Source organism: Pseudomonas sp. p1(2021b) (assembly GCF_020151015.1).
Lineage (GTDB): Bacteria > Pseudomonadota > Gammaproteobacteria > Pseudomonadales > Pseudomonadaceae > Aquipseudomonas > Aquipseudomonas putida_K.
In genome coordinates, this window is sequence record NZ_CP083746.1 from 3,692,684 (window position 1) to 3,717,053 (window position 24,370).

Annotated in this window: 26 protein-coding genes; 10 read left to right on the forward strand and 16 right to left on the reverse strand. The window is 65.5% G+C overall.

Going from position 1 to position 24,370, the window contains the following annotated elements; genetic code table 11:
• Window positions 1–28: 28 nt before the first annotated feature.
• On the reverse strand, window positions 29–1,744 hold the full coding sequence (gene aceK / locus K8374_RS17070) for a bifunctional isocitrate dehydrogenase kinase/phosphatase (protein ID WP_224456495.1): 1,716 nt from the start codon (window positions 1,742–1,744) through the stop codon (window positions 29–31).
• Between the two features lie 214 nt (window positions 1,745–1,958).
• Here aceK and K8374_RS17075 point away from each other — a divergent pair, with 214 nt between their 5' ends.
• Window positions 1,959–2,831: a DMT family transporter gene (locus tag K8374_RS17075; protein WP_224456496.1), complete on the forward strand. Its 873-nt coding sequence runs from the start codon at window positions 1,959–1,961 to the stop codon at window positions 2,829–2,831.
• A gap of 44 nt (window positions 2,832–2,875) precedes the next feature.
• Here K8374_RS17075 and K8374_RS17080 read toward each other — a convergent pair whose 3' ends face one another.
• The 4 genes from K8374_RS17080 to cysK form a co-directional block, all read right to left on the reverse strand.
• A complete protein-coding gene (locus K8374_RS17080; protein ID WP_224456497.1) occupies window positions 2,876–3,757 on the reverse strand; it encodes a DMT family transporter in 882 nt (293 codons plus the stop codon).
• A 115-nt stretch (window positions 3,758–3,872) separates the two neighbouring features.
• Window positions 3,873–4,037 (reverse strand): hypothetical protein, encoded by a 165-nt coding sequence (locus tag K8374_RS17085; RefSeq protein WP_224456498.1) that lies wholly within the window; start codon window positions 4,035–4,037, stop codon window positions 3,873–3,875.
• Between the two features lie 116 nt (window positions 4,038–4,153).
• The gene (locus K8374_RS17090; RefSeq protein ID WP_224456499.1) at window positions 4,154–5,089 is read right to left on the reverse strand and encodes an aspartyl/asparaginyl beta-hydroxylase domain-containing protein; all 936 of its coding nucleotides are present in this window, start codon (window positions 5,087–5,089) and stop codon (window positions 4,154–4,156) included.
• 517 nt (window positions 5,090–5,606) lie between these two features.
• A complete protein-coding gene (gene cysK, locus K8374_RS17095) occupies window positions 5,607–6,581 on the reverse strand; it encodes a cysteine synthase A (protein WP_224456500.1) in 975 nt (324 codons plus the stop codon).
• Window positions 6,582–6,707: 126 nt separating this feature from the next.
• Here cysK and K8374_RS17100 point away from each other — a divergent pair, with 126 nt between their 5' ends.
• The 3 genes from K8374_RS17100 to K8374_RS17110 all read left to right on the forward strand — a co-directional run bounded on the left by K8374_RS17100 (window position 6,708) and on the right by K8374_RS17110 (window position 9,986).
• Entirely contained in the window at window positions 6,708–7,781 is a 1,074-nt protein-coding gene (locus tag K8374_RS17100; RefSeq protein ID WP_224456501.1) for a DUF748 domain-containing protein, read from the forward strand.
• A gap of 168 nt (window positions 7,782–7,949) precedes the next feature.
• Window positions 7,950–8,795 carry an AAA family ATPase gene (locus K8374_RS17105; protein WP_224456502.1) on the forward strand — a complete coding sequence of 282 codons (846 nt, stop codon included), beginning with the start codon at window positions 7,950–7,952 and terminating at the stop codon, window positions 8,793–8,795.
• Window positions 8,796–8,807: 12 nt separating this feature from the next.
• Window positions 8,808–9,986, forward strand: a complete 1,179-nt coding sequence (locus tag K8374_RS17110; protein WP_224456503.1) for a vWA domain-containing protein — start codon at window positions 8,808–8,810, stop codon at window positions 9,984–9,986.
• Between the two features lie 84 nt (window positions 9,987–10,070).
• Here the strand turns inward: K8374_RS17110 and K8374_RS17115 are convergent, their stop codons facing one another.
• Genes K8374_RS17115 through K8374_RS17130 form a run of 4 tightly spaced genes read right to left on the reverse strand, consistent with a single transcriptional unit; the run spans window position 10,071 to window position 13,756 of the window.
• The gene (locus tag K8374_RS17115) at window positions 10,071–10,988 is read right to left on the reverse strand and encodes a biotin-dependent carboxyltransferase family protein (protein WP_224456504.1); all 918 of its coding nucleotides are present in this window, start codon (window positions 10,986–10,988) and stop codon (window positions 10,071–10,073) included.
• Window positions 10,985–11,680: a 5-oxoprolinase subunit PxpB gene (gene pxpB, locus K8374_RS17120; protein WP_224459346.1), complete on the reverse strand. Its 696-nt coding sequence runs from the start codon at window positions 11,678–11,680 to the stop codon at window positions 10,985–10,987. The genes K8374_RS17115 and pxpB overlap by 4 nt, the downstream gene beginning before the upstream one ends.
• Window positions 11,680–12,432 (reverse strand): 5-oxoprolinase subunit PxpA, encoded by a 753-nt coding sequence (locus tag K8374_RS17125; protein ID WP_411969650.1) that lies wholly within the window; start codon window positions 12,430–12,432, stop codon window positions 11,680–11,682. Before K8374_RS17125 ends, pxpB begins: the two co-directional genes overlap by 1 nt.
• 37 nt (window positions 12,433–12,469) lie before the next feature.
• On the reverse strand, window positions 12,470–13,756 hold the full coding sequence (locus tag K8374_RS17130) for an MFS transporter (protein WP_224456506.1): 1,287 nt from the start codon (window positions 13,754–13,756) through the stop codon (window positions 12,470–12,472).
• Between the two features lie 130 nt (window positions 13,757–13,886).
• On the opposite strand from K8374_RS17130, the gene K8374_RS17135 reads away from it, so the two are divergent.
• Window positions 13,887–14,798 (forward strand): LysR family transcriptional regulator, encoded by a 912-nt coding sequence (locus K8374_RS17135; RefSeq protein WP_224456507.1) that lies wholly within the window; start codon window positions 13,887–13,889, stop codon window positions 14,796–14,798.
• Window positions 14,799–14,916: 118 nt separating this feature from the next.
• Here the strand turns inward: K8374_RS17135 and K8374_RS17140 are convergent, their stop codons facing one another.
• The 3 genes from K8374_RS17140 to K8374_RS17150 are packed head-to-tail and all read right to left on the reverse strand — an operon-like array spanning window position 14,917 to window position 16,735.
• Window positions 14,917–15,438 carry a DUF2937 family protein gene (locus tag K8374_RS17140; protein ID WP_224456508.1) on the reverse strand — a complete coding sequence of 174 codons (522 nt, stop codon included), beginning with the start codon at window positions 15,436–15,438 and terminating at the stop codon, window positions 14,917–14,919.
• Window positions 15,439–15,450: 12 nt separating this feature from the next.
• Window positions 15,451–16,224, reverse strand: a complete 774-nt coding sequence (locus K8374_RS17145) for a class II glutamine amidotransferase (protein WP_224456509.1) — start codon at window positions 16,222–16,224, stop codon at window positions 15,451–15,453.
• A 16-nt stretch (window positions 16,225–16,240) separates the two neighbouring features.
• Window positions 16,241–16,735, reverse strand: coding sequence for an MFS transporter (locus K8374_RS17150; protein WP_084858384.1), 495 nt, complete (start codon window positions 16,733–16,735; stop codon window positions 16,241–16,243).
• 202 nt (window positions 16,736–16,937) lie between these two features.
• Between K8374_RS17150 and K8374_RS17155 the strand changes: the two genes are divergently transcribed.
• On the forward strand, window positions 16,938–18,977 hold the full coding sequence (locus K8374_RS17155; RefSeq protein WP_224456510.1) for a S9 family peptidase: 2,040 nt from the start codon (window positions 16,938–16,940) through the stop codon (window positions 18,975–18,977).
• Window positions 18,978–19,064: 87 nt separating this feature from the next.
• Here the strand turns inward: K8374_RS17155 and K8374_RS17160 are convergent, their stop codons facing one another.
• Window positions 19,065–19,346 (reverse strand): hypothetical protein, encoded by a 282-nt coding sequence (locus tag K8374_RS17160; RefSeq protein ID WP_224456511.1) that lies wholly within the window; start codon window positions 19,344–19,346, stop codon window positions 19,065–19,067.
• Between the two features lie 131 nt (window positions 19,347–19,477).
• On the opposite strand from K8374_RS17160, the gene K8374_RS17165 reads away from it, so the two are divergent.
• The 3 genes from K8374_RS17165 to K8374_RS17175 all read left to right on the forward strand — a co-directional run bounded on the left by K8374_RS17165 (window position 19,478) and on the right by K8374_RS17175 (window position 20,833).
• Window positions 19,478–19,849, forward strand: coding sequence for a YajD family HNH nuclease (locus K8374_RS17165; RefSeq protein ID WP_084858381.1), 372 nt, complete (start codon window positions 19,478–19,480; stop codon window positions 19,847–19,849).
• Between the two features lie 68 nt (window positions 19,850–19,917).
• Window positions 19,918–20,388, forward strand: a complete 471-nt coding sequence (locus tag K8374_RS17170; RefSeq protein ID WP_224456512.1) for an RNA methyltransferase — start codon at window positions 19,918–19,920, stop codon at window positions 20,386–20,388.
• Window positions 20,389–20,497: 109 nt separating this feature from the next.
• The gene (locus K8374_RS17175) at window positions 20,498–20,833 is read left to right on the forward strand and encodes a DUF2892 domain-containing protein (protein ID WP_084858379.1); all 336 of its coding nucleotides are present in this window, start codon (window positions 20,498–20,500) and stop codon (window positions 20,831–20,833) included.
• 18 nt (window positions 20,834–20,851) lie between these two features.
• On the opposite strand, the gene K8374_RS17180 is transcribed toward K8374_RS17175, so the two are convergent.
• Window positions 20,852–22,060 carry a hypothetical protein gene (locus tag K8374_RS17180; protein WP_224456513.1) on the reverse strand — a complete coding sequence of 403 codons (1,209 nt, stop codon included), beginning with the start codon at window positions 22,058–22,060 and terminating at the stop codon, window positions 20,852–20,854.
• Window positions 22,061–22,108: 48 nt separating this feature from the next.
• A complete protein-coding gene (locus K8374_RS17185; RefSeq protein WP_224456514.1) occupies window positions 22,109–22,558 on the reverse strand; it encodes a YcgN family cysteine cluster protein in 450 nt (149 codons plus the stop codon).
• Window positions 22,559–22,703: 145 nt separating this feature from the next.
• Between K8374_RS17185 and K8374_RS17190 the strand changes: the two genes are divergently transcribed.
• Window positions 22,704–23,297 carry a nitroreductase family protein gene (locus K8374_RS17190; protein WP_224456515.1) on the forward strand — a complete coding sequence of 198 codons (594 nt, stop codon included), beginning with the start codon at window positions 22,704–22,706 and terminating at the stop codon, window positions 23,295–23,297.
• 102 nt (window positions 23,298–23,399) lie between these two features.
• On the opposite strand, the gene K8374_RS17195 is transcribed toward K8374_RS17190, so the two are convergent.
• A complete protein-coding gene (locus tag K8374_RS17195) occupies window positions 23,400–24,332 on the reverse strand; it encodes a D-2-hydroxyacid dehydrogenase (RefSeq protein ID WP_224456516.1) in 933 nt (310 codons plus the stop codon).
• Window positions 24,333–24,370 lie beyond the last annotated feature (38 nt).

Genomic DNA, 24,370 nt, shown 5'->3' on the forward strand with positions numbered 1-24,370 from the left:
TTTGGGAGCGGGATTGGGCCGGTATGGGCTAGCGCCCTTTGCGCCGATACGGGAACACATCGATTACCCGGCCATCGTTGATCGCCGCCTGCAGTCCCTTCCAATAATCGGCGTCATACAACTCCCCGTGCAGCCGGCTGAACAATCGCCGCTGGCCGATATCGGCGAACAGGAACGGCGGAAACTCCTCGGGGAATACGTCGTGAGGCCCGATCGAATACCAGGGCTCGCCGGACATTTCATCTTCCGGGTAGCGCGGCGGCGGGATGTGCCGGAAATTCACCTCGGTAAGGAAGCTGATCTCGTCATAGTCATAGAACACCACTCGCCCATGCCGAGTGACCCCGAAGTTCTTCAGCAGCATGTCGCCCGGGAAGATATTCGCCGCCGCCAGCTGCTTGATCGCCAGGCCGTAATCCTCCAAGGCCTCCAGCACCTGGGCCTCGCTGGCCTGTTCGAGGTAGAGGTTGAGCGGGGTCATGCGCCGTTCCGTCCAGCAGTGGCGAATACGCACGGTATCGCCTTCGAGCACCACGGTCGAAGGCGCCACCTCCAACAGTTCGGCCAGGCACTGGGGGTCGAACTTGGCCTTGGGGAAGCGAAAGTCGGCGAACTCCTGGGTATCGGCCATGCGTCCGACCCGGTCGACGCTTTTCACCAGGCGGTACTTGTCGATCACCGTGGCCCGGTCGACGGTCTTGGACGGCGAAAAACGGTCCTTGATGATCTTGAACACCGTATTGAACCCGGTCAGGGTGAACACGCTCATCACCATGCCCCGTACCCCCGGCGCCATGATGAAGCAGTCCTCGGTGGTCGCCAGGTGATTGATCAAGGCACGGTAGAACTCCGACTTGCCATGCTTGTAGAAGCCGATGGAGGTGTACAGCTCGGCGATATGCTTGCCGGGCAGGATGCGCTTGAGGAAACCGACGAATTCGGCGGGCACCGGCACGTCGACCATGAAATACGAACGGGTGAAGGAAAAGATGATCGAGACTTCGGCTTCGTCGGTGATCAGCGCATCCGCCTCGATGCCATGGCCCTCGCGGTGCAGCAACGGGATCACCAGCGGCCATTGCTCGTCGGGGGTATACAGCCGCCCGACCAGGTAGGCGCCCTTGTTGCGGTACAGCACCGGCGAAAACAGCTCCACGGCCAATGCCGGGTCCTTGCACACCCAGTCCGGCAGGCAGTCGCGCAGTTGCCCCTCCAAGCGCGCCACGTCACCCTCCAGGTCAGCGTAGGGCACGTCGAACGGATAGTCGGCAAACACGGCCCACAGCAGGGTGCGCAAGCTGCCGTCCGGCCTGTAGGTACGAGTCTGCGCCGCGCGTTCGTGGCCACGCATCGAGGGCCGGGTGGTGTGGATGAACATGCAGCCATCGCTGATCAGGTCATGACTGAACAGGCTGCAGAAGATCGAGTTGTACCAGGTCTCCGACAGTTCGTCGTCAAGCCGCGCGTCGATCAGCCGGATGTAGGCACTCTTGACCAGCGGCCATTGCTCCACGTCCAGCAGCACCGCCTCGGCGAAGCCTTGGCGCAGCCAACCGTTGACTTCATTGACCTTGGCCTCGTAGAGGTGGATCCGCCTCGCGGCCGCCCGCTGGGTCTCCTGCCACTGAGCCTGTTCGAAACGCTCACGGGCACCGAGTGTGATGTGCCGGAAATGCTCCCGGTAGTCGTCGAAGCCATCGAGGATCATCCGGGCGATCTCGGCCGCCGGCCAGGGCTGGGACATGCGAAGGACCTCTGTGCTGGGGTTCAACACGTCAGCTTAGTTTCATCTCCCGCTCTTGGTATCGCCCTTCGCGGGTAACAGGGGCAGCACACCGTCCCACCGGTGGGGCTTGTCCCGCGATAGGGCCAGCGCGGATTCACACCGCAAGAAAGGACAAGAACCGCTCTCCCCCGCTAGCGTACACTCGCGCCCTTGCCGATCGCTGGAGACCACCGTGAGCCCCACCGCCCTTGCCCGCCTGCTGACCCTTGCCGCCGTCTGGGGAGCGAGCTTCCTGTTCATGCGTATCATCGCCCCGGAGCTTGGCACGGTGCCGACCGCGTTCTTCCGGGTATCGATCGCCTGCCTGGGGCTGATGGCCATCCTGGCGGCGGCACGGGTGCGCTGGGACTTCCAAGGCAAGCTGGGTGCCTGCCTGGTGCTGGGGATGATCAACTCAGGGATCCCGGCCACCTTCTATTCGGTGGCGGCGCAGGTGCTGCCCGCGGGCTATTCGGCGATCTTCAATGCCACCACACCGTTGATGGGCGTGCTCATCGGCGTGCTGTTCTTCCGTGAGCCGATGACCCTGGCCAAGCTGTGCGGGATCTTCCTCGGCCTGTTCGGTGTCGGCATCCTCAGCGGCGCAGGCCCCGTGGCCCTGGACCTGGCCCTGCTGCAAGGTGCCCTGGCCTGCCTGGCGGCGACCACCTGCTATGGCTTCGCCGGTTTTCTCGCCCGGCGTTGGCTGAGCGACCTGGACAGCCGGCTTTCCGCCCTGGGCAGCATGCTGGGCGCCACCTTGCTGCTGACCCCGCTGTTCGCCTGGAGCGCCCTGACCCAGCCTCCGGCCAGCTGGGGCGGCTGGCAGGTCTGGTCGTCGCTGCTGGGCCTGGGCCTGTTGTGCACGGCCTTCGCCTACATCCTGTACTTCCGCCTGCTGGCCGAGATCGGGCCGGTCAAGGCCAGCACCGTGACCTTCCTGATCCCGGTGTTCGGCGTGCTCTGGGGCGCCTGGCTGCTGGACGAGCCGCTGTCGATGGCGCACCTGTATGGCGGAGTGCTGATTGGCATGGCGCTGTGGCTGGTGCTGCGACCGGCCAGATAGCGATCGAGAGGCAAGGCCGCCCCTGCAGGAGCGGCCCCCGGGCCTCAAGCCTCAGCCGCCCGCAACCCAGGCTTGCGGAACACGAACAACAAGCCGACGACGATCAACCCCATTCCCAGCAGGCTGAGCGGTGCCAGCCGGTTGCCGAAGATCAGGAAGTCCATCACCGCCGTCACCGCCGGTACCAGGTAGAACAGGCTGGTGACATTGACCAGGTTGCCCCGGGCGATCAGCCGGTACAGCAGGAGGGTCGCCAGCAACGACACCACCAGGCCCATCCACAACAGCGCGCCGAAGAAGCTCGCATTCCATTGCACATGCAACGGTTGCAGCGGCGCGAATACCGCGCACAGGGCGAAACCGGCCAGATACTGCAGCGGCAAGGTGCCCATGGGGTTGTCGGTGATGCGCTTCTGCAGGATCGAGCCAAAGGTCATGCTGCCCAGCGCCAGCAGGGCGAACAGCATCCCGGCCAGGGATACCCCGCCCAGGTTGATGCCCTGGTACACCACCATCACCAGCCCGCCGAGCCCCAAGCCCAGGCCGAACAAGCGGCTCCAGGAACGCTGGCGCTCCATCAGCACCACGGTGAGGATAGGTTGCACGCCCATCACCGTAGCCATCACGCCGGGCGTGACGTGAGTATCGAGCGCCAGCAGGTAAAAGACCTGGTAGGCGCCCAGCAGTACGCAGCCAGTCCCCAGGGCACGCAGGATCGCACCCGGAGTACGCGGCCAACGCAGCCCCAGTAACGGGCCGATCAGCAGCAGGCCGGCCAGGGCCAGCGCCGAGCGCAGCAGGAGGAAGGCGAACGGGCTGGCCTGGGCCAGGCCGAGCTTGGAGACGATCGCCCCGCTGCTCCACAGCAGGACGAACAGGCTGGTCGTGGCCGCCGAGGCCACGGATGCTTTGGAAAAGACAGACATGTATTGCCACCTGTATTGGGCAAGAAAGCCAAACGGCAGGCTGTCGCGTTAGCGAGGTAGATAGCCGACCGTGTTCAGTAGGTTGCGCGTGCGGTGGGGTGCGGCCAGGGGCCGGTCAGCCCAGCACCACGACTGCGCAAGGAGGCGGAGCTACGCCGCCTACGACGCCACTGACAGGTGGTGGGTAGTGACTGATCATGACCGGCTGCTGGCTGCCACGCACGACCATGCCCGCGACAGGCGCGAGAGCGTAGGCAGTGGTGGAAGGGATGGCTGGCATGAACAGGTCTTCTGGAAGGACGTGAATGGATCCGACTATAGCGGCGTATTCGCGACCGGGCAAGACGCGTGATGATCAGGGCCCAATCGCCGGCTCGCGGCGATTGGGCCAAGGAGTCAGAACAACCAGCGGTACAGCAGGTAGGCCACCACCACCGCCAGCACCGGCCGCAGGATGCGGTAGGCCTTGGGGTTGGCGCGCTTGAACTGCTTCACCCGGGTGCTGATCCGGTTGCTGAAGCGCTTGCTCCAGGCATAGGCCTGGTTGATGCCGCCCACGCGCTCGTCATCGGTGTTCTGTGGCGCGGTGGCGCGCCCGAGGAAGGCACTGACCTTGCGGTTGATGCGGGTCATCAGCGGGCTGCTGAGCGGCCGTTCGATGTCACAGAACAGGATGACGCGGGTGACGTCGGTCTCGTTCTTGACCCAGTGCACGTAGGTTTCGTCGAACATCACGTCCTCGCCGTCGCGCCAGGCGTACGGCTGGCCATCGACATAGATGCGGCAGTTGTCCGAATTGGGCGTCGACAGGCCCAGGTGATAGCGCAGCGAGCCGGCGAAGGGGTCGCGGTGCGGGTTCAGGTGGCTGCCGCCCGGCAGCAGGGCGAACATGGCGCCCTTGACATTGGGGATGCGGCTGACCAGTTCGACGGTCCTGGGGCAGAGCATTTCAGCCGAAGGCAGCGGCTTGTCGTACCACTTCAGGTAGAAGCGCTTCCAGCCCTTCTTGAAGAACGAGCCGAAGCCGGCATCGTTGTCCTTCTCCGCCGCGCGGATGTAGCCCTCGTCGAACAGGCGCATGGCCTCTTCGCGGATCACCTCCCAGTTGTCCTTGAGCACGTCCAGTTCCGGGAAGCGCTGGCGGTCCAGGTAGGGCCTGGAAGGTACGCCGGAAAAGAGATACATCAGGCTGTTGTAAGGGGCGAACAACGCTGAATGGTTGACGAACTGGCGCAACACCGGCAAGCGCGCCTTGCCGCGCAAGTGCACGAACAGCACACTACCGAAGAACACCAGCAGGACACCTGCCTTGGCTGCAAAGGAAAAGGTCATGCAACAACTCCTTGGAGAGGAAACCAGGTCGTAGCCTGCTCCCACGCAAAATCATCCGGCCATCATAAACCCATCCGGCCCCGGTAAAAACAACCGGGGCCGGACTGCAGTGTTGAGAATTTTGCAACAAAGCGCGCCATCGACCATTGCGCCGGATCAGCGGTAATGCTGGACAAGCTCCCAGGCTCCGCTTGCTTCGTGGGAGCTGGCGGAGCCTGCGATGGGCCGCACAGCGGCCCCTTGAGTCTGGAGGGGCTCCACCGTTTGAGGGCTTGGGGCTGCTTTGCAGCCCATCGCAGGCTGTCGCCGGCTCTCATAGAACAACGCATAACTCATTGATTTGACAAGGCCTGTAGGAGCGGGCTTGTCCCGCGATCAAGGGCGAAGCCCTTGCCATACAGCCGCGGCGGCTGGGCCGGCCCAATCGCGGGACAAGCCCGCTCCTACAGAACAAGCGGCCAATGCAGCCCCTGTGGGAGCCGGCTTGCCGGCGATTGGGCTGCCCAGCCCCCAGCGCCTACTGCTGGTTTTCCTGCTCGGTGAACAGGTCGCTGAACAGCATGCTCGACAGGTAGCGCTCGCCGGAGTCCGGCAGGATCACCACGATGGTCTTGCCCTGCATCTCGGGCTTCTCGGCCAGGCGCACCGCCGCCGCCATCGCCGCCCCGCAGGAAATACCACAGAGGATGCCCTCTTCCTGCATCAGGCGCAGGGCCATGGCCTTGGCCTCCTCGTCGGTGACCGTCTCGACCTGGTCGACGATGGACAGGTCCAGGTTCTTCGGCACGAAGCCCGCGCCGATACCCTGGATCTTGTGCGGGCTGGGCTTGAGCTCCTCACCGGCCAGGGTCTGGCTGATCAGCGGCGAAGCCACAGGCTCAACCGCCACCGAAAGGATCGACTTGCCCTGGGTGTGCTTGATATAGCGCGAAACACCGGTAATGGTGCCGCCGGTACCGACGCCCGCCACCAGCACATCCACCGCACCGTCGGTGTCGTTCCAGATCTCGGGGCCGGTGGTCTTCTCGTGGATCGCCGGGTTGGCCGGGTTGTCGAACTGCCCCGGCAGGTAGTACTTGCCAGGCTCGGACGCAACGATCTCGTTGGCCTTCTCGATCGCGCCCTTCATGCCCTTGGCCGGGTCGGTGAGCACCAGTTCGGCGCCCAGGGCCTTGAGCACCTTGCGCCGCTCCAGGCTCATGGAAGCGGGCATGGTCAGGAGCAGCTTGTAGCCACGGGCGGCGGCAACGAACGCCAGACCGATGCCGGTGTTACCCGAGGTCGGCTCGACGATGGTCATGCCCGGCTTGAGCTTGCCACTGCTCTCGGCATCCCAGACCATGCTCGCGCCGATCCGGCACTTGACCGAATAACCTGGGTTACGCCCTTCGATCTTGGCCAGGACGGTCACCCCGCGCGGGGCGATGCGGTTGATCTGCACCAGCGGCGTGTTGCCGATGGAATGGGCGTTGTCTGCGTAGATGCGGCTCATGGCAGGGTCCTTAACCGTGCAGGGAAAGCCTCAAGGGTAAGCCCGCCCCACAGGCCAGTAAAGCCCGTTCGAACTCGGCCAAGCCCGGCACGGTCAACCGGACAACCCGCCCTCGGAGAGCCTTCGATGAAAGCGCGTTACCGCTGGCCGTTGCTCGGCGTCACCGGCCTGGTTGCCCTGTTGCTGGCCCTGCACCTGGCCCTGCCCTACCTGGTGCGCGACTACCTCAACGACAGGCTGGCCGACATGGGCGACTACCGCGGCCACATTACCGACGTCGACCTGGCCTGGTGGCGCGGCGCCTACCAGCTCAACGGCCTGGAGATCGTCAAGACCACCGGCAAGGTCCCGGTGCCGCTGCTCGATGCGCCGCTGGTCGACCTGTCGGTGAGCTGGCGCTCGCTGTGGTACGACCATGCAGTGGTGGCCGAAGTGGTGTTCGTGCACCCAGAGCTGAACTTCGTCGACGGTGGCAACAAGCGCAATTCCCAGACCGGCCAGGGCACCGACTGGCGCCAGCAGCTGGAGAAGCTGCTGCCCATCACCCTCAACGAAGTGCGCATCGACGACGGCACCCTGACCTTTCGCAACTTCACCTCCAAGCCGCCCGTGGACCTGAAGGCCACCCAACTGCAGGCCAGCATCCGCAACCTGACCAACGTGCGCGACGAGAAAGGCCGGCGCGACGCCAGCTTCGACGGCACGGCGCGCCTGCTGGGCGACGCCCGGGTGGAAAGCCGCGCCACCTTCGACCCGTTCAGCGATTTCGACGACTTCGAATTCCGCCTGCGCGCCACCGACATCCAGCTGCGCCGGCTCAACGATTTCGCCAGTGCCTATGGCAAGTTCGACTTCAACGCCGGGCACGGTGACCTGGTGATCGAAGCCCAGGCCGAAAAGGGCCGGCTCAATGGCTACATCAAGCCGCTGTTGCGCGATGTGGACGTGTTCAACTGGCAGCAGGACGTCGAAGACAAGGACAAGGGTTTCTTCCGCTCGATCTGGGAAGCGTTGGTCGGCGCCAGTGAAACGGTGCTGAAGAACCAGCCCAAGAACCAGTTCGCCACCCGCGTGGAGCTCAGCGGCAGCGTGCACCAGCGCGACATCAGTGGGTTCGAGGCGTTCTTGCAGATCCTGCGCAATGGTTTCATCCAGGCGTTCAATGCACGTTACGAGCAGCCGCCGCCCGATTCCGACTGAACCGGGGCGCGACGCACCATTCAGAGACTGAATACCCGGTCTGCGTTTGCAGGCGCCGGGCGCGGCGTTATAGTCGCTGACAAATCACAAACAGAGGTTGCCCGCACGGGCCCTGTCGCCGGCAAGCCGGCGACAGGGCCGATGCAGGCTCGCGCAGAGGATCGGTTCATGAAGTTCGAAGGCACCCGCGACTACGTCGCCACAGACGACCTGAAGCTGGCGGTCAACGCGGCCATCACCCTGGAGCGCCCGCTGCTGGTCAAGGGTGAGCCGGGTACCGGCAAGACCATGCTCGCCGAACAGCTCGCGGCCTCCTTCGGCGCCCGGTTGATCACCTGGCACATCAAGTCCACCACCAAGGCCCACCAGGGCCTGTACGAGTACGATGCGGTCAGCCGCCTGCGCGACTCGCAACTGGGCGTGGACAAAGTCCATGACGTGCGCAACTACCTGAAGAAGGGCAAGCTGTGGGAGGCCTTCGAAGCCGACGAGCGGGTGATCCTGCTGATCGACGAGATTGACAAGGCCGACATCGAGTTCCCCAACGACCTGTTGCAGGAACTCGACAAGATGGAGTTCTACGTCTACGAGATCGACGAGACCATCAAGGCCAAGCAGCGTCCGATCATCATCATCACCTCCAACAACGAAAAGGAGCTGCCGGACGCCTTCCTGCGCCGCTGCTTCTTCCATTACATCGCCTTCCCCGACCGCGACACCCTGCAGCGCATCGTCGACGTGCACTTCCCCGACATCAAGCAATCGCTGGTCAGCGAGGCGCTGGACGTGTTCTTCGACGTGCGCAAGGTACCAGGCCTGAAGAAGAAGCCCTCCACCTCCGAACTGGTCGACTGGCTCAAGCTGCTGATGGCCGACAACATCGGCGAAGCGGTGCTGCGCGAACGCGACCCGACCAAGGCCATCCCGCCGCTGGCCGGCGCCCTGGTCAAGAACGAGCAGGACGTGCAGCTGCTCGAACGCCTGGCCTTCATGAGCCGGCGCGGCAATCGCTGACAGGAGCCGGCCATGCTGCTCAACCTGTTCAATGAAATGCGCGCGGCCAAGGTGCCGGTGTCGGTGCGCGAACTGCTCGACCTGCTCAATGCCCTGCAACAGCGGGTGGTGTTCGCCGACATGGACGAATTCTACTACCTGGCCCGGGCCATCCTGGTGAAGGACGAGCGGCATTTCGACAAGTTCGACCGCGCCTTCTCGGCCTATTTCAAGGGCCTGGAAAACCTCGACCGGCACCTGGAGGCACTGATTCCCGAGGATTGGCTGCGCAAGGAATTCGAGCGCTCGTTGAGCGACGAGGAGCGTGCGCAGATCCAGTCCCTGGGCGGGCTGGACAAACTCATCGAGGCATTCAAGAAGCGCCTGGAGGAGCAGAAGGAACGCCATGCCGGCGGCAACAAGTGGATCGGCACTGGCGGCACCAGCCCGTTCGGCTCGGGCGGCTACAACCCCGAGGGCATCCGCGTGGGCGAGGCCGGCAAGCGCCAGGGCAAGGCGGTCAAGGTCTGGGACCAACGTGAGTACAAGAACCTCGACGACCAGGTCGAACTGGGCACACGCAACATCAAGCTGGCCTTGCGCCGGCTGCGCAAGTTCGCCCGCGAAGGCGCCGCCGAGGAACTGGACATCGATGGCACCATCGACCATACCGCCCGGGATGCCGGGCTTCTGAACATCCAGATGCGCCCCGAGCGACGCAACACGGTCAAGCTGCTGTTGCTGTTCGACATCGGCGGCTCGATGGACGCCCACGTCAAGGTCTGCGAAGAACTGTTCTCAGCCTGCAAGACCGAGTTCAAGCACCTGGAGTACTACTACTTCCACAATTTCGTCTACGAGTCGGTGTGGAAGAACAACCTGCGCCGCACCTCGGAGCGCTTCTCCACGTTCGACCTGCTGCACAAGTACGGCGACGACTACAAGGTGGTATTCGTCGGCGATGCGGCCATGGCGCCCTACGAAATCACCCAGCCCGGTGGCAGCGTGGAGCATTGGAACGAGGAAGCCGGGTATGTATGGATGCAGCGCTTCATGGAGAAATTCAGGAAGATCATCTGGATCAACCCCTATCCGAAGCAGGCCTGGGACTACACCGCCTCGACCCACCTGGTGCGCGACCTGATCGAAGACAAGATGTATCCGCTGACCTTGCAGGGGTTGGAGGAAGGGATGCGCTACCTGTCCAAGTGAACATGCCGCTCCTGCAGGCCGTGCACGATCCCCTGTAGGAGCGGCCTCGTGCCGCGAAAGGGCTGCAAAGCAGCCCCAATGGCCTCACCCCCACCGCACAAGGTAGGCCTGCTGCTCCTGCCACGCCAAATCCTGCACCACCGCCCGGAACCGCACTACCGCCCCCGGCAGGCATTGCGCCAGGCGCGCCAACGCCAGCGGCGTCAATGCACCCAGCCGCGGGTACCCGCCAATCGTCTGTCGGTCATTGAGCAGCACGATCGGCTGCCCATCCGGCGGCACCTGCACCGCCCCAAGCGGTATCCCTTCGGAAATCATCGGCGCCCCCTGGTAGAGCAGTTGCGGTCCTAGCAGGCGAATGCCCATGCGGTCGGCACGGCTGTCCAAGGTCCAGTCGCGGTTGAACGCCTCGAACAGGCTGGTGCCGCTGAACTGGCCAATCTGCGCGCCCATCACCAGGTCCAGCTCTGGCGTGCCCTGGTAGTCTGGCCGCAACGACTCCGGCACCTCCCGCAGCGCTGGCGAGCTGCCGGCAAACGCCAGCACCTGCCCCTTGGTAAGCGCCGCGCCGTGCCCGTTGAGGCCGCCCAGGCCCTCGCGCACCACTGTCGCGCAGCTGCCCAGCACCGCCTCGGCCTGGAACCCGCCGGGTGCCGCAAGGTAGGCGCGTGCGCCCTGCCGAGGCTGGTGCAGGCTCAGACGCTGGCCCTTGGCGAGCCGCACGCTGCGCCAGGGCCGGACCGGCTGGCCATCGACCTGTGCATCCAGGTCGGCGCCTGCCAGGGCAAGCGTACAATCCTGCTCGGCCACCACACCGAAGCCTCCCAGCGTCACCTCCACCACCGGCGCATCCAAGGTGTTGCCCAGCAGCCAATTGGCCCAGCGCAGGGCCACCCAATCCAATGCACCGCCCTGGGTGACGCCCAGGTGGCGCACGCCGAAACGTCCGGCATCCTGCACCTGGCACAGCGGCGTGCTGGTGTCGATCGTCAACTGGTTCATGCCAGGGTCTCCAACGGGGTGTCATCGCCGCCCAACGCCATGAACTCGGCATGGGACACCGCTACGAAGCGTACCCGGTCCCCCGGTTGCAGGAGGCTGTAGCCGTCGCGCTCGCGGTCGAACAGCTTCACCGGGGTACGCCCGATTAGGTTCCAGCCCCCTGGAGAGACAGCTGGGTAGGCGGCGGTCTGGCGCTCGGCGATCCCCACGCTACCGGCAGCCACGCGCTTGCGCGGGGTACTCAGGCGCGGGCTGGCCAGGCGTTCGTCCACCAGGCCCATGAAACCGAACCCCGGCGCGAAGCCCAGGGCAAACACGGGGTACTCGCGCTCACTGTGCAGCCGGATCACTTCGGCCTCGCTCAGGCCGCTGCGGGCGGCCAGCACCGGCAACTCCGGCCCGACGCTGGCGTGGTACCACACGGGCATCTCGTGCCGGCGCCCGGCATTGCCGGTGTCCGGCTGCAAGCCGTCCAAGGCCTTGTCGATCAGCGCCCTCGCCTCGCCCGGGGCCGACGCGAACTGCACCATCAGCGTGGTGTAGGACGGCACCAGGTCGATCAGATGCGCCCCGAAAGCCGCGCGCAGACGCTCGCTGGCGGCCAGTATCCAGGGCATGTTGGCCTCCTCGATGGTGTCGAACAGGCGCACCATCACGCTGTCGATGGCCACCACCTCGATACGTGGGCTGATCATGGTTGCACCAACGCATCCAGGGCCTGGCGGATCTGCCGCACCGCCGCCACGGAGCTGTCGTTGTCGCCATGTACGCACAGGGTGCTGGCATCCAGCTGCACGGCGCTGCCGTCATTGGCCACCAGTGCCTGGCCACGCGCCAGGCGCAAGGCTTGCTCGAGCACCTGCGCCGGGTCGTGGTGCACCGCGCCAGGCAAGCGCCGGGACACCAGGTGGCCACTGGCGGTATAGGCGCGGTCGGCGAAGGCTTCGAACCACAGCGGCACGCCCACCGCCGCGCCCAGGGCCCGGGCGGCGCTGTCGTCGGCAGTGGCCATGAGCATCAGCGGCAAGCTGGCGTCATAGGCGGCCACGGCCTCGAGTACGGCACGCAGCTTGAGCGGGTCGGCCATCATGTCGTTGTACAGCGCGCCATGGGGTTTTACATAGGCCACACGGCCGCCAAGTACCCTGCAGATGCCATCCAGGGCGCCGATCTGGTAGTGCAGCAGGTCGCGGATCTCCTCACTGCTGCAGGCCATGGAGCGGCGGCCGAAGCCGACCAGGTCCGGGTAAGCCGGGTGCGCGCCGATGGTCACGCCGTGCTCCAGCGCCAGGGCCACGGTGCGGCGCATGGTGCCCGGGTCGCCGGCATGGTAGCCGCAGGCGATGTTGGCGCAATCGATGTAGGGCATGACCTCGGCGTCCAAGCCCATGCGCCAGCTGCCGAAACTCTCGCCCATGTCGCAATTGAGTAGCAGGCGTTTCACCGGTGGGGTTCCCTTGTGACTGTTCATGTTGCCTACCTTACCGTGCCTTGAGTTGTTTGCCGCGTGTTTCCGGCAGGCTCAGGGCGGCAAGAATCACCACACCGTAGGACACCGCGGCGAAGCCACCAATACCCAGCCCCAGCGGCACCTTCTGGCTGAGCACGCCGATCAGCAGCGGGAAGAAAGCGGCGATGGCCCGCCCCACGTTGTAGCAGAAGCCCTGCCCCGAACCACGGATACGCGTGGGGAACAGTTCGGTGAGGAAGGCGCCCATTCCGCTGAAGATGCCCGAGGCGAAAAAGCCCAGGGGGAAGCCCAGCCACAGCATGACGCCATCGCTCACCGGCATCTGGGTATAGAGCAGCACGATGACGAACGAGCCGACGGCGAACAGGATGAAATTCTTCTTGCGACCGAGCAGGTCGGTCAGGTACGCGCTGACCACGTAGCCGACATAGGAGCCGATGATGACCATGGCCAGGTAGCCACCGGTGCCCAGCACGCTCAGGCCACGTTCGTTCTTGAGGAAGGTCGGCAGCCAGGAGGTAATGGCGTAGTAGCCTCCCAGGGCACCGGTGGTCAGCAGCGAGGCGCGCAAGGTGGTCCACAGCATGCCTGGGGCAAAGATCTCGTAGAAGCGCGACGGTGCCTCGGTCTTCTCCACCGCCTTGGCCTCGCGATAGACCTCCGGGTCCTTGACCAGGCGGCGAACGAAGATTACGAACACCGCCGGCACGATGCCCAGCAGGAACAGCGCGCGCCAGGCCTGCTCCGGAGGCAGGAAGGAGAACAGCAACGCATACAGGATGGCCGTCAGGCCCCAGCCAATGGCCCAGCCGGACTGCACCATGCCCACCGCCTTGCCACGGTCCTGGGCGCGGATCACCTCGCCGATCAGCACCGCGCCAGCGGTCCATTCACCACCGAAGCCGAAGCCCATCAGGGTACGTGCCACCAGCAACTGCTCGTAGCTCTGGGCGAAGCCGCAGAGGAAGGTGAAGAAGGCGAACCACAGCACCGTCAGCTGCAAGGTGCGCACACGGCCGATGCGGTCGGACAGGATGCCGGCGATCCAGCCGCCCAGGGCCGAGGCGATCAACGTGCTGGTGTGGATCAACCCGGCCTCGGCGGTGGTGATGCCCCACATGAGGATCAGGGTGGGGATGACGAAGCTCAGCATCTGGGTGTCCATGCCATCGAGACCGTAGCCGATCTTGCAGCTCCAGAAGGTGCGTCGCTGCTGGCGGTCGATATCGCGGTACCAGGCGAAGGGGCCGGTGGACGGGCGGGTGGGCGCCTGCTGCTGCACGCCGGTTGGGTTCATGGTTGCCTCGGCTTGTTGGTATTGTTTTATGGACGACGCCTGGCGTCGCGGCCTGGGTATCATTGTTCAAAGGCTGCGGGGGCAGCGTCCAACGATAAAAACCGCCGGTCTGGAACAAGAAAAACTGATCATGAATCTGCGCTTTCTCGAAACCTTCGTCTGGGTCGCCCGGCTCAAGAGCTTCAGGCTCACCGCCGAGAAGCTGTTCACCACCCAGGCGTCGGTGTCCAGCCGCATCGCCGCGCTGGAGGCGGACCTTGGGGTGAAACTGCTGCTGCGCGACTCCCGCGGCGTCAGCCTGACCCCGGAAGGCAGCAAGGTGCTGGAGTACGCCGAACGCATGCTCGATACCGCCAAGGCCATGAAGCAGTCACTGGACAGCGACAGGACCAAGGTCGGGCGGATCCGCATCGGCGTGATGGACACGGTGATCCATACCTGGATGAGCGCGCTGGTGGCCGAGCTCACCGAGCGCTACCCCCAGGTGGAGATCGAGCTGGTGGCCGATACCGCACTGAACCTGCGCGAACAGCTGCAAAAAGGCTTTCTCGATGTGATCCTGCAGACCGACCTGTTGCGCCAGGAGTCGATCCGCAGCACCGACCTGGCACGCTACCCCATGGGCTGGGTCGTTGCAGCGGGCTCCCTGCAACACCGCGACTACGCCTCGCTGGCGGAGCTGGCCCGGGAGCGTATCGTCACCTTCTCCAAGAATTCCCGCCCGCATCAGGAAGTGCTCAGCCTGCTGCAGGCCGCAGGTGCCCAGGCGCCACGGCTGAACTGCGTGAACTCGGTCGCCGCCATCACGCGTCTGCTGCGCGATGGCTTCGGCATCGGCGCCCTGCCGCCGGCACTGGTGGATGCCGAGCTGGCCCGCGGCGAGCTGGTGCTGCTGGGCGGGCTGCAGCCACCGCCGAGCCTGGAGCTGGTGGTGGCCTGGCAGACCGGCGTGGCGTTGGTGGATGAGGTGGTAGGGGTGTGCAAGCAGGTGCTGGAGCGTTATGCGCGGGATGTGGGGGGACAGCGGATCGTGCTGGTCTGACAGGCCCCTGGGGCCGCTACGCGCCCCTTTCGCGGCGCAAGGCCGCTCCTACAAATGGCGCAGGCCACGTACCTGGAGCGGCCGCGTGCCGCGAAAGGGCCGCAAAGCGGCCCCAGGCCTAGCGCCAACTCTCTTTGACAGCCTTGCGCCGACCGCCAAGCGCCACCCAGCCAAGCCCCACCAGCAGGCTCTCGACCACCAACGCCAGCACGAACCCCGCGCCAAGCCCCCAGCCAATCGCCTCGGGCACCAACAGCACCTGGTAGCTGTAGCCCGCGAGCGTCTCGTCCCGCAGCTGCGGATCGGCCTGCACCAGCACATGCCAGGTGCGGCTCGGCCAGGGCGCTTGCAATGCCTGCCATTCCCTTTCCAGCAGTTGGTTGCGAACCAGCAGGCTTTCGATGCTGTTGGCGTCACTGTTGAACACCGGATCCTCACTGGTGCGGTAATGGCGCACCAGTGCCTGGAGGTCACCGTTGAAGAAACGTTCGGCGGTCTGCCGGAAGCCATCGAGCGCCTCGCGCGACTCGAACAGGTGCGCTTCGACCCGTTGGCTGTAATCCTTGATCAGCCCCGGTACCTGGAGCCCGGCCAGCAGGCCGAAGGTGAACAGCAGCAACCGCAGGTAACCTCTGAACATGCAACTGGCTTCCTAGCTCTGCCCCTGGGCGATGCATTCGCCATGGCGCCACAGGGCCCATTGACCCGGCTCGTAGCGCTGCCAGGTCTCGTTGTCGGTCAGGGCCTCGGTGGCGATCACCGTGACCACGTCGTTGGGGGTTGTTTCGGACTGGAAGTCGACGTTGAGGTCGACATCCTTCAAACGCGCCGGGCCGAACGGCGCGCGCCGGGTGATGTGCACCAGCTTGGTCGAACAGAAGCAGAACAGCCAGTCTCCATCGCTGAGCAGGCAATTGAACACGCCCTTGCCGCGGTACCCAGCACAGGCTTCGACCAGCACCGGCAGCAGCTGTTCAATCTCGACAGGCTCAGGGAAGGCGGCGCGCACGCGGTTGAGCAGGTCGCAGAAGGCCGCCTCGCTGTCGGTGTCGCCTACCGGCCGGTAGAAGGTGACCTGGCCCTGGAACTCGCCAAGCTGGCCGTTGTGCGCGAAGCACCAGTTGCGCCCCCACAGCTCGCGCACGAACGGGTGGGTGTTGGAGAGGCAGACCTTGCCGACGTTGGCCTGGCGGATATGCCCGATGACCACTTCGCTCTTGATCGGGTAGCGCTGCACCAGGTTGGCCACCTCCGACTCGCTGCTCGCTGCCGGGTCCTGGAACACGCGCAGGCCACGCCCTTCGTAGAAGCCGATGCCCCAGCCGTCGCGGTGCGGGCCGGTACGGCCGCCACGCTGCATCAGGCCGGTGAAGCTGAAGACGATGTCGGTGGGAACGTTGGCGCTCATGCCCAGCAGTTCGCACATGCTCCAGGCCCTCCGCCTACAACCGTGGCTCGACCCGGCCGCGGCCGGTGGCCACCGGCTGCGGGTCGTCGCGGTAGCGGTCGTGGCGCCCGGCAGCCACCGAAGCGCGGGCCGTCACCTGCTCGTCCTCGACGGCCTGGCGCTGGGCGGCGGCATCAGCCTTGGCCCGACGTTCACGGGCGCGCTTTTCCAACGGCCAGCGCACCAGGACGAAAACGCCATACAGGATGAAGGCGATCAAGCCGTACATGGCCAGGTCCGAAGCGGCACGCCAGGCGTTGTTGCCGACCTTGAAGGCCAAATCCAGGGCGGTGATGGCGATGGCCGGGGCGAAGCTCTCCTTGACCGGGTCGACGATGGTCGGGGTCAGCAGCAGCACTGCCAGGACCACCCGCAGCGGTTCGCGCAGCCAGCGCCACATCCAACCGGTGAGCTTGAAGCCTACCCACAGGCAGCCAAGGGCGGCCAGGGCATACAGGCCCCAGGCGAGCGTATAGTCGTTCTCGGTCATGGTGTTCGTGCAAGCCAGGTAAAGAGATGCCTATGATAAACACTTTTCAGAGCGCACACAGCGTCTCCCTGTCCCGGCCCCAATCGCCGGCAAGCCGGCTCCCACAGATTCAGCGCTGCCCTCGAGGCTTATGCAGTACCTATGGGAGCTGGCTTGCCGGCGATAGCGCCAGGGCATGCCGCCCCCAGCCAAGAGATCCCCAATGCCCAACAAGCCCCAGCCGCCCGTCGCCCGTAGAGACAACGCCGCCGACCCCTACGCTTGGCTGCAGCAGCGAGACACGCCCGAGGTACTCGCCTACCTGCAGGCCGAGAACGCCTACCAGCAAGCCTGCCTGGCCGACCAGGCGCCCCTGCGCGAACAGCTGTTCGAGGAAATCAAGGCGCGCATCCTCGAAACCGACCTATCGTTGCCCTCCCCCTGGGGGCCATACCTGTACTACACCCGCACTACGGCCGGCGACGAATACCCGCGTCACTACCGCTGCCCACGCCCAGCCGATGACTCCAATACCGTCGACCAAAGCCAGGAACAACTGCTGCTCGACCCCAACGCCCTGGCCAATGGCGGCTTCCTGTCCCTGGGCGCCTTCAACGTCAGCCCCGACCACCGCCTGCTGGCCTACAGCCTCGACACCAGCGGCGACGAGGTCTACACCTTGTACGTGAAGGACCTGGCCAGCGGCACGGTCACCGCCCTGCCCTTCGACGACTGCGACGGCAGCCTGACCTGGGCCAACGACAGCCAGACGCTGTTCTTCGCCGAACTGGACGACACCCACCGCCCTTGGCGCCTGCGCCGCCATACCCTGGGCAGCCGCGAGGCCCAGACCGTGTTCGAAGAACCCGACGGGCGCTTCTTCCTGCATTGCTACCGGGCCAGCTCCGAGCGCCAACTGGTGCTGCTGCTCAACAGCAAGACCACCAGCGAAGCCTGGGTACTCGATGCCGCGACCCCGAATGCGGCTTTCACCTGCCTGGCACCACGGGTCGAGGGCCACGAGTACTTCCCTGACCACGGCCAGCTCGACGGCCAGTGGCGATGGTTCATCCGCAGCAACCAGGACGGCATCAACTTCGCCCTGTTCCAAGCCCCGGCCGAGCAAGTGCCCAGCCGCGAGCAATGGCAGGTGCTGGTACCGCACAGCGACCAGGTCATGCTCGAAGGCCTGAGCCTGAATGCCAGCGCCCTGACCCTGAGCCTGCGCGAAGGCGGCCTGCCGATCATCGAAGTGCGGCCCCAGGGCCTGGCGCCCTACCGTGTCGAACTGCCGGATGCCGCCTACAGCCTGTATGTGCAGGACAGCCTGGAGTTCGCCAGCACCCGTGTGCGGCTGCGCTATGAAGCGCTCAACCGACCGGCCCAGGTGCGCCAGTTGGACTTGGCCACCGGCGAGCAGGTTGTGCTCAAGCAGACCCCGGTACTGGGCGAGTTCGATGCCGACGACTACGTCAGCGAACGCCTATGGGCCGTGGCCAAGGACGGCACCCGCGTCCCCATCAGCCTGGTGCGTCGGCGCGACGACCTGGGCCAGTGCGTACCGCTGTACCTCTACGGTTATGGTGCCTACGGCGAGAGCCTCGACCCGTGGTTCTCCCACGCCCGCCTGAGCCTGTTGCAACGCGGCGTGGCCTTCGCCATCGCCCATGTGCGCGGTGGCGGCGAGCTGGGCGAAGCCTGGTACCGGGCGGGCAAGCAGGCGCACAAGCAGAACAGTTTCGACGACTTCATCGCCTGCGCCGAACACCTGATCGCCGAGGGCGTGACCACCCGCGAACGCCTGGCCATCAGCGGCGGCAGCGCTGGTGGCCTGCTGATGGGCGCGGTACTCAACCAGCGCCCGGAGCTGTTCCGCTGCGCCATCGCCGAGGTGCCGTTCGTCGATGTGCTCAATACCATGCTCGACCCGGACCTGCCGCTGACCATCACCGAGTACGACGAATGGGGCAACCCCGAGGAGCCGGAGGTCTACCAGCGGATCAAGGCCTACGCCCCCTACGAGAACGTCAAGGCCCAGGCCTACCCGGCCATGCTGGTGGTCGCCGGCTACAACGACAGCCGCGTGCAGTATTGGGAAGCGGCCAAATGGGTGGCGCGACTGCGTACCTGCAAGACCGATGACAACCTGCTGCTGCTCAAGACCGAGATGGGCGCCGGGCACGGCGGCATGAGCGGGCGATACCAGGGGCTACGCGATGTGGCGTTGGAATATGCGTTCGTGCTTGGGGAGCTGGGGGTGTGATGGCTATTGGGGTTCGCCGAGAGGTTTTCACCGGCGGTGAGATCGCGCGGCGCGATCTCACAAACGCCGACGAATCATCGGCGAACCCTACCGGCCCGATTCGCTCTTCTCGACCTTCGGCGGCTCCTGCAACCCCGGCAACGGCTGGTCCTTGGGCGGCCCAGGCACCGGCATCGGCGGCAGCAGCGGCGCGCCGGGCTGGTTGTCACCGGCCTTGGGCGGCGTGCTCGGGGTGATCTGTGGATAAGGGGTCGGTGTCGGCGTACCCGGTGCGCCGGGCACCGGCGTGAGGAGCCGTGGCTGCTGGCCAGCCGCGTCGGCCAGCGGCGCGACGGCGAGAATCAGCACGGCGAGGATCGCATGGACCATCGGCAACCTCCTGTCAGGGTATCCCTACAGGCTATGCCCAATCAGGCGTTTTCGCCTGTCCGACCAGGGTACAGGCGCGCTAGACTCAGTGACATAACCGTCATCTACCCGATTACAACAAAGGTAACACCATGAGTTCGGCCTCCACCTCCGCCGCCACCGCCCGTCTCGAGCGCATCCTTGCCGACGCCAAGCGCGACAAGGAAATGGGCTACCGCGACAAGGCCCTGAAGATGTACCCGCATGTCTGCGGTCGCTGTGCCCGCGAGTTCTCCGGCAAGCGCCTGTCGGAGCTGACCGTGCACCACCGCGACCACAACCACGACAACAACCCCCAGGACGGCTCGAACTGGGAACTGCTGTGCCTGTACTGCCACGACAACGAGCATTCGCGCTACACCGACCAGCAGTACTTCAGTGAAGGGTCCACCAGCACGCCGAGCATCGCCAAGGCCACCCACAACCCGTTTGCCGGGTTGGCGAGCCTGCTCAAGAAGGACTGACCCTCGAATCGCCCCCACTGCTGCCGGTGAGCCCGTATAATCGCGCTTTTTGCGAAGGGCCCCGGTACGTGGCAAACAAACGGTACAGCTGCATCGGCCTGTTCAACCCCAAGTCCGCCGAGAACGTAGGTTCGGTGATGCGTGCGGCGGGTTGCTATGGCGTCAACTCGGTGTTCTACACCGGCAAGCGCTATGAGCGCGCCCGCGACTTCGTCACCGACACCAAGCGCGTGCACTACGACATCCCGCTGATCGGCATCGACGACCTGCAGCGCATCATCCCCTTGGGGTGCACCCCGGTGGCCGTGGAGCTGGTCGAAGGTGCCCGCCCGCTTCCCGAATACACCCACCCTGACCGCGCCCTCTATATCTTCGGCCCCGAAGACGGCAGCCTCGACGCGAGCGTGCGCGCCTGGTGCGAAGAGACCATCTACATCCCCACCGAGGGCTGCATGAACCTGGCGGCGACCGTCAATGTGGTGCTGTACGACCGCATGGCCAAGGGGCTCAATACCCGTTCGGGGCCCAAATTCAAATAAAACCGCCCTGCATAGCCAGTACCGCCCTTCTCGCACCACCCGGCAATCGGACTGAACGGGCAGGTGGCGCAGCAGGTCAGCTGCATACACCTCAACTGGAGCGTTCGTCATGCGAGATACCCCTTTGCTTGTGCACACACGCAACGTCCACGGCTGGGAGCGCGCCAGCTCCCTGGCCGGTGGCGCCTTGATGATCAGCAAGGGCCTGCGCCACGGCGGCCTGGTCGGCCTGCTGCAGATCGTGGTGGGTGGCATGGCCCTGGCCCGGGGCGTCAGTGGGCACTGCTCGACCAAGGCCTGGTGGCAGCGACACCGGGCCGATTACCTGCGACTTCGCGGGGACATCGAACGCGGCGCTGCAGAGCTCAAGGCGCTCAAGGCCAGCGCCGAGGCGGCGACACAGGGCGTGACGGTGACCGGGGTCGAGACTAAGGCCAAGGGCTGAGGCGGCAGGGCCGTCCTGTCAATGCAGGACCTTGCTCTCCAGCACCTCGGACCGCCGCCCCAGCACGCTCTCGCTGAGCTGGATGAATTCCTCGGTGCTGACGCTGGGCAGGCGCATCAATGCCCGGGTGACATCGTCCAGCGAGCGCTTGTCGTGGGTGTGCAGGCGGATCTCGCGATCCAGCGCCTGTAGCAGCAGCACGCCTCGGGCAACCTGGCCGACATCGGCGTGTTCACCACGCAGCCGGGAAACCTTGGCGCCACGCTTGTGCAGGCGTGCCTGCCAGGCCTCATAGCGGTTGTCGCTGATGCCGCCGGCGCGGCGCAGCAATTCGGTGGCGTAGTAGTCGGCCAGGCTTTCGCCCAGCCAGTCGCTGCCGTCACGGTCGTTGACCTGGGCGAACAGCTGCACCAGCTCACGCAGCAGCGGGCTGGCGCCGCTCTCGCCGATCAGCGGGCGGGTGCTGTGCAGGTAGATGGAGTTATGCCCGGCCAGTGCGCCCCGCCACATCTCGTCGCGAGCGCCTACCAGCAATAGCTTGGGCGGGTTGCGCGGGAACACCGCCTGCAATTGTGGCCAGACGAAGGTCAGCAGGGTCAGGGTGTCCATCCGACGCATGCCCTGCCCCTGCGGCGCGGCCACGGTCACTTCGGTGTCGCCCAAGCGCGCGCGGCGGCTGCCCAGGTTGCCAGCCAGCATCCAGCCGGTGGGCCGGTCGAACAGCCGCGAGACATCGTCGATGCGAAACTTCTGCTTGCCGATGCGCGGCCAGGCGGTTTCGACGCTTTTCCAGCCGCCCGGCAGCTCGAACGTCAGGCGCGCCACCAGCTCGGTGCCATCCTGCTGGTCCAGGCGCGCCGGCGGTACCAACTGGTCACCGCGCAGCAGCGCCCAATCCGGGGTTATACGGCTCTCGTAGGCACCGCCGCGTGGTTTCTGGTCCAGCTGCACACGATAGCTGAGCCGGGGTTTGCCCGCGGCCGGGTGCCAGACGCCCCGCTCGCCCTGTACCTGCCATTGGCCATCGGCCTGGAAGTCGCTGTAGGCGCCCTGCTTGCCCAGGTCGAAATCCAGGCTGCGCACGGCGCTGCCATCGGCCAGGGTCAACCGCACCTCGGCCTGGCCGCTGGCCGGCAACAGGCGCACCTGGTAGTCCAGGTCGACCTTCTTGGCCCACGCCGGCGCACAGGCCACCAGGCCCAGGACCCACAACAGATGGCAACGCATGCAGAACTCCTTGTTCCAGAGGCGAAAGTAAAGGCAGGCGCGAGTCGCTCAGCTCGCGCGGAAGATCAGGTGATCCTCCCAGTCGTCTTCGTCGACATCATGCTCGCTGAGCATGCGCCCGGACTGGGAGATACGTTGTTCGTGCACCTGCGTGCGGTCGCCGCATACCAGGTGGTGCCAGGCTGGCAGGTCCTTGCCTTCGCTGACCAGGCGATAGCCGCAGGTGCTCGGCAGCCATTTGAACTGGTCGGCCTTGCCGGGGGTGAGCTGGATGCAGTCGGGCACCTGGGCGAAGCGGTTGGGGTAGTCGCTGCACTGGCAGGTGGTCAGGTCCAGCAGCTTGCAGGCGATACGCGTGTAGTAGACGCTGTTGTCGTCCTCGTCCTCGAGCTTCTGCAGACAGCACAGCCCGCAGCCATCGCAGAGCGACTCCCACTCCTGCAGGTCGAGCTGTTCAAGGGTCTTGCGCCGCCAGAAGGGCGCGTTGTCGGCGATCATCACACGTGTTCCTGCATTGAACTTCAATCCGCGGCGCGCGGCGGCGCCAGTCTAGAGCCTGTCCGGGGCCAATGCCAGACCGCTTGTCAGTGCCGGCTGGACGCAGTAGCGTGCGCGCTTTCCCCGTCCCTTTGCAGGAGCAGCCATGAGCGCCAACCCACGCATCGCCGACTATGCGATCAACGAGCAATTCATCAACCGCTGGTCGCCACGGGCCTTCACCGCCGAGGGCATCTGCGAGGAAACGCTGTTGAGCTTCCTCGAAGCCGCCCGCTGGGCGCCGTCGGCCTTCAACTCGCAACCCTGGCGGTTCCTCTACGCGCGCCGCGACACGGCGAACTGGGAGCGCTACCTGGGCATCCTCAACGAAGCCAACCGCAGCTGGGCGCAGCATGCCTCGGCCCTGGTACTGGTGATGTCCAAGACCACCTTCGCCGCCCCCGGTGCCAGCGAGGAAAGACCAGCGCTGTGGCACACCTTCGACACCGGCTCAGCCTGGGGGCACATGGCGTTGCAGGCCAGCATCAGCGGCTGGCACACCCATGGCATGGCCGGCTTCGACCAGGACCTGGCACGCCAGGAGTTGAAGATTCCCGAAGGCTACGTGCTGCATGCCATGGTCGCGATCGGCAAGCTGGGCGACAAGGCCAGCCTGGCCGAGGCCCTGCAGGCCCGCGAAATGCCAAGCCCACGCCGGCCGTTGAGCGAGTTGGCGGCCGAGGGTGATTTCAGCCTGTAAACCAGGGCTGGCCCTATCGCGGGACAAGCCCGCTCCCACAACTGCTGCGCCGCCTCTGCAGCGACTGTAAACCTGTGGGGCTTGTCCCGCGATAGAGCCGACTCAATATCCGCGCTGAAAGTCCACTTCCCCGCGCAACCCCTGCCCCGCCTGGTACGCCTGCACATTCTCGACGAACAACCGCACCATTGCCGCCGGCGAAGTGGGCGCCGAGCTATGCCCAGTCAGCAGCAAGCCCCAGGCGGTCCAGAACGGGTGCTGCCGGGGCAACGGCTCCTGGCGACAGACATCGATCACTGCCCCGGCCAGGTGGCCTTCCTTCAAGGCGTGCACCAGGTCGGCGTCGACCACCGCCACGCCGCGCCCGGCATTGATGAACAGTGCGCTGGGCTTGAAGCGCTTGAACAGCGCCGCATCGTACAGGTCGTGGGTGGCCGGGGTGTCCGGCAGCAGGTTGAGCACGTAGTCGGCCTGCTCCACCATGCGAGGCAGCTCTTCGAGCCCAGCCACCTCGACGAACGGCGCCTGTTCCCGCGCCTGGCTGGCGACACCGTGAAGGATCGCCCCGAACGGCACCAGGAACTCGGCGACCCGCTGGCCGATATCCCCCGTGCCGACCACCAGCACCCGACGCCCCTCCAGGCTACGCCCCGGACGGTCATCCCAGCGCCGCTCCACCTGGCTGACCAGGCGCGCCAGCACATCGCGCTCGTGAATCAGCATGTAGGTGAGCATGTATTCGGCCATTACCTGGCCGAAGATGCCCACGGCACGGGTCAGGCGATAGTCACGTGGCAGCCCTTCGGCCAGCAGCGGGGTGATGCCGGCCCAGGTGGACTGTATCCACTCGGGGCGATGGCCCTGGCGCAGGAGGCTGGCCAGCAGGTCCGGCTGGCCCAGCCACACCGGGCAACCGGCGGCCTGGCGCGCAAGCTCGGCGGAATCATTGCTGGTGACGATTTCCAGCGTCGGCGCCGCCTCGCCGAGCAGGCGGGCATAGTTGGCATGATCCTGTTCAGCGATCAGAACGCGCATGTACGAAACAACCTTGGCAAACAACGAAGACGGCCCGA

Coding starts and splice junctions, on each gene's coding strand:
- aceK (WP_224456495.1), bottom strand. CDS start 1,744: ATGTCCCAGCCCTGGCCGGCGGCCGAGATCGCCCGGATGATCCTCGAT.
- K8374_RS17080 (WP_224456497.1), bottom strand. CDS start 3,757: ATGTCTGTCTTTTCCAAAGCATCCGTGGCCTCGGCGGCCACGACCAGC.
- K8374_RS17085 (WP_224456498.1), bottom strand. CDS start 4,037: ATGCCAGCCATCCCTTCCACCACTGCCTACGCTCTCGCGCCTGTCGCG.
- K8374_RS17090 (WP_224456499.1), bottom strand. CDS start 5,089: ATGACCTTTTCCTTTGCAGCCAAGGCAGGTGTCCTGCTGGTGTTCTTC.
- cysK (WP_224456500.1), bottom strand. CDS start 6,581: ATGAGCCGCATCTACGCAGACAACGCCCATTCCATCGGCAACACGCCG.
- K8374_RS17100 (WP_224456501.1), top strand. CDS start 6,708: ATGAAAGCGCGTTACCGCTGGCCGTTGCTCGGCGTCACCGGCCTGGTT.
- K8374_RS17105 (WP_224456502.1), top strand. CDS start 7,950: ATGAAGTTCGAAGGCACCCGCGACTACGTCGCCACAGACGACCTGAAG.
- K8374_RS17110 (WP_224456503.1), top strand. CDS start 8,808: ATGCTGCTCAACCTGTTCAATGAAATGCGCGCGGCCAAGGTGCCGGTG.
- K8374_RS17115 (WP_224456504.1), bottom strand. CDS start 10,988: ATGAACCAGTTGACGATCGACACCAGCACGCCGCTGTGCCAGGTGCAG.
- K8374_RS17130 (WP_224456506.1), bottom strand. CDS start 13,756: ATGAACCCAACCGGCGTGCAGCAGCAGGCGCCCACCCGCCCGTCCACC.
- K8374_RS17135 (WP_224456507.1), top strand. CDS start 13,887: ATGAATCTGCGCTTTCTCGAAACCTTCGTCTGGGTCGCCCGGCTCAAG.
- K8374_RS17140 (WP_224456508.1), bottom strand. CDS start 15,438: ATGTTCAGAGGTTACCTGCGGTTGCTGCTGTTCACCTTCGGCCTGCTG.
- K8374_RS17145 (WP_224456509.1), bottom strand. CDS start 16,224: ATGTGCGAACTGCTGGGCATGAGCGCCAACGTTCCCACCGACATCGTC.
- K8374_RS17150 (WP_084858384.1), bottom strand. CDS start 16,735: ATGACCGAGAACGACTATACGCTCGCCTGGGGCCTGTATGCCCTGGCC.
- K8374_RS17155 (WP_224456510.1), top strand. CDS start 16,938: ATGCCCAACAAGCCCCAGCCGCCCGTCGCCCGTAGAGACAACGCCGCC.
- K8374_RS17160 (WP_224456511.1), bottom strand. CDS start 19,346: ATGGTCCATGCGATCCTCGCCGTGCTGATTCTCGCCGTCGCGCCGCTG.
- K8374_RS17165 (WP_084858381.1), top strand. CDS start 19,478: ATGAGTTCGGCCTCCACCTCCGCCGCCACCGCCCGTCTCGAGCGCATC.
- K8374_RS17175 (WP_084858379.1), top strand. CDS start 20,498: ATGCGAGATACCCCTTTGCTTGTGCACACACGCAACGTCCACGGCTGG.
- K8374_RS17180 (WP_224456513.1), bottom strand. CDS start 22,060: ATGCGTTGCCATCTGTTGTGGGTCCTGGGCCTGGTGGCCTGTGCGCCG.
- K8374_RS17185 (WP_224456514.1), bottom strand. CDS start 22,558: ATGATCGCCGACAACGCGCCCTTCTGGCGGCGCAAGACCCTTGAACAG.
- K8374_RS17190 (WP_224456515.1), top strand. CDS start 22,704: ATGAGCGCCAACCCACGCATCGCCGACTATGCGATCAACGAGCAATTC.
- K8374_RS17195 (WP_224456516.1), bottom strand. CDS start 24,332: ATGCGCGTTCTGATCGCTGAACAGGATCATGCCAACTATGCCCGCCTG.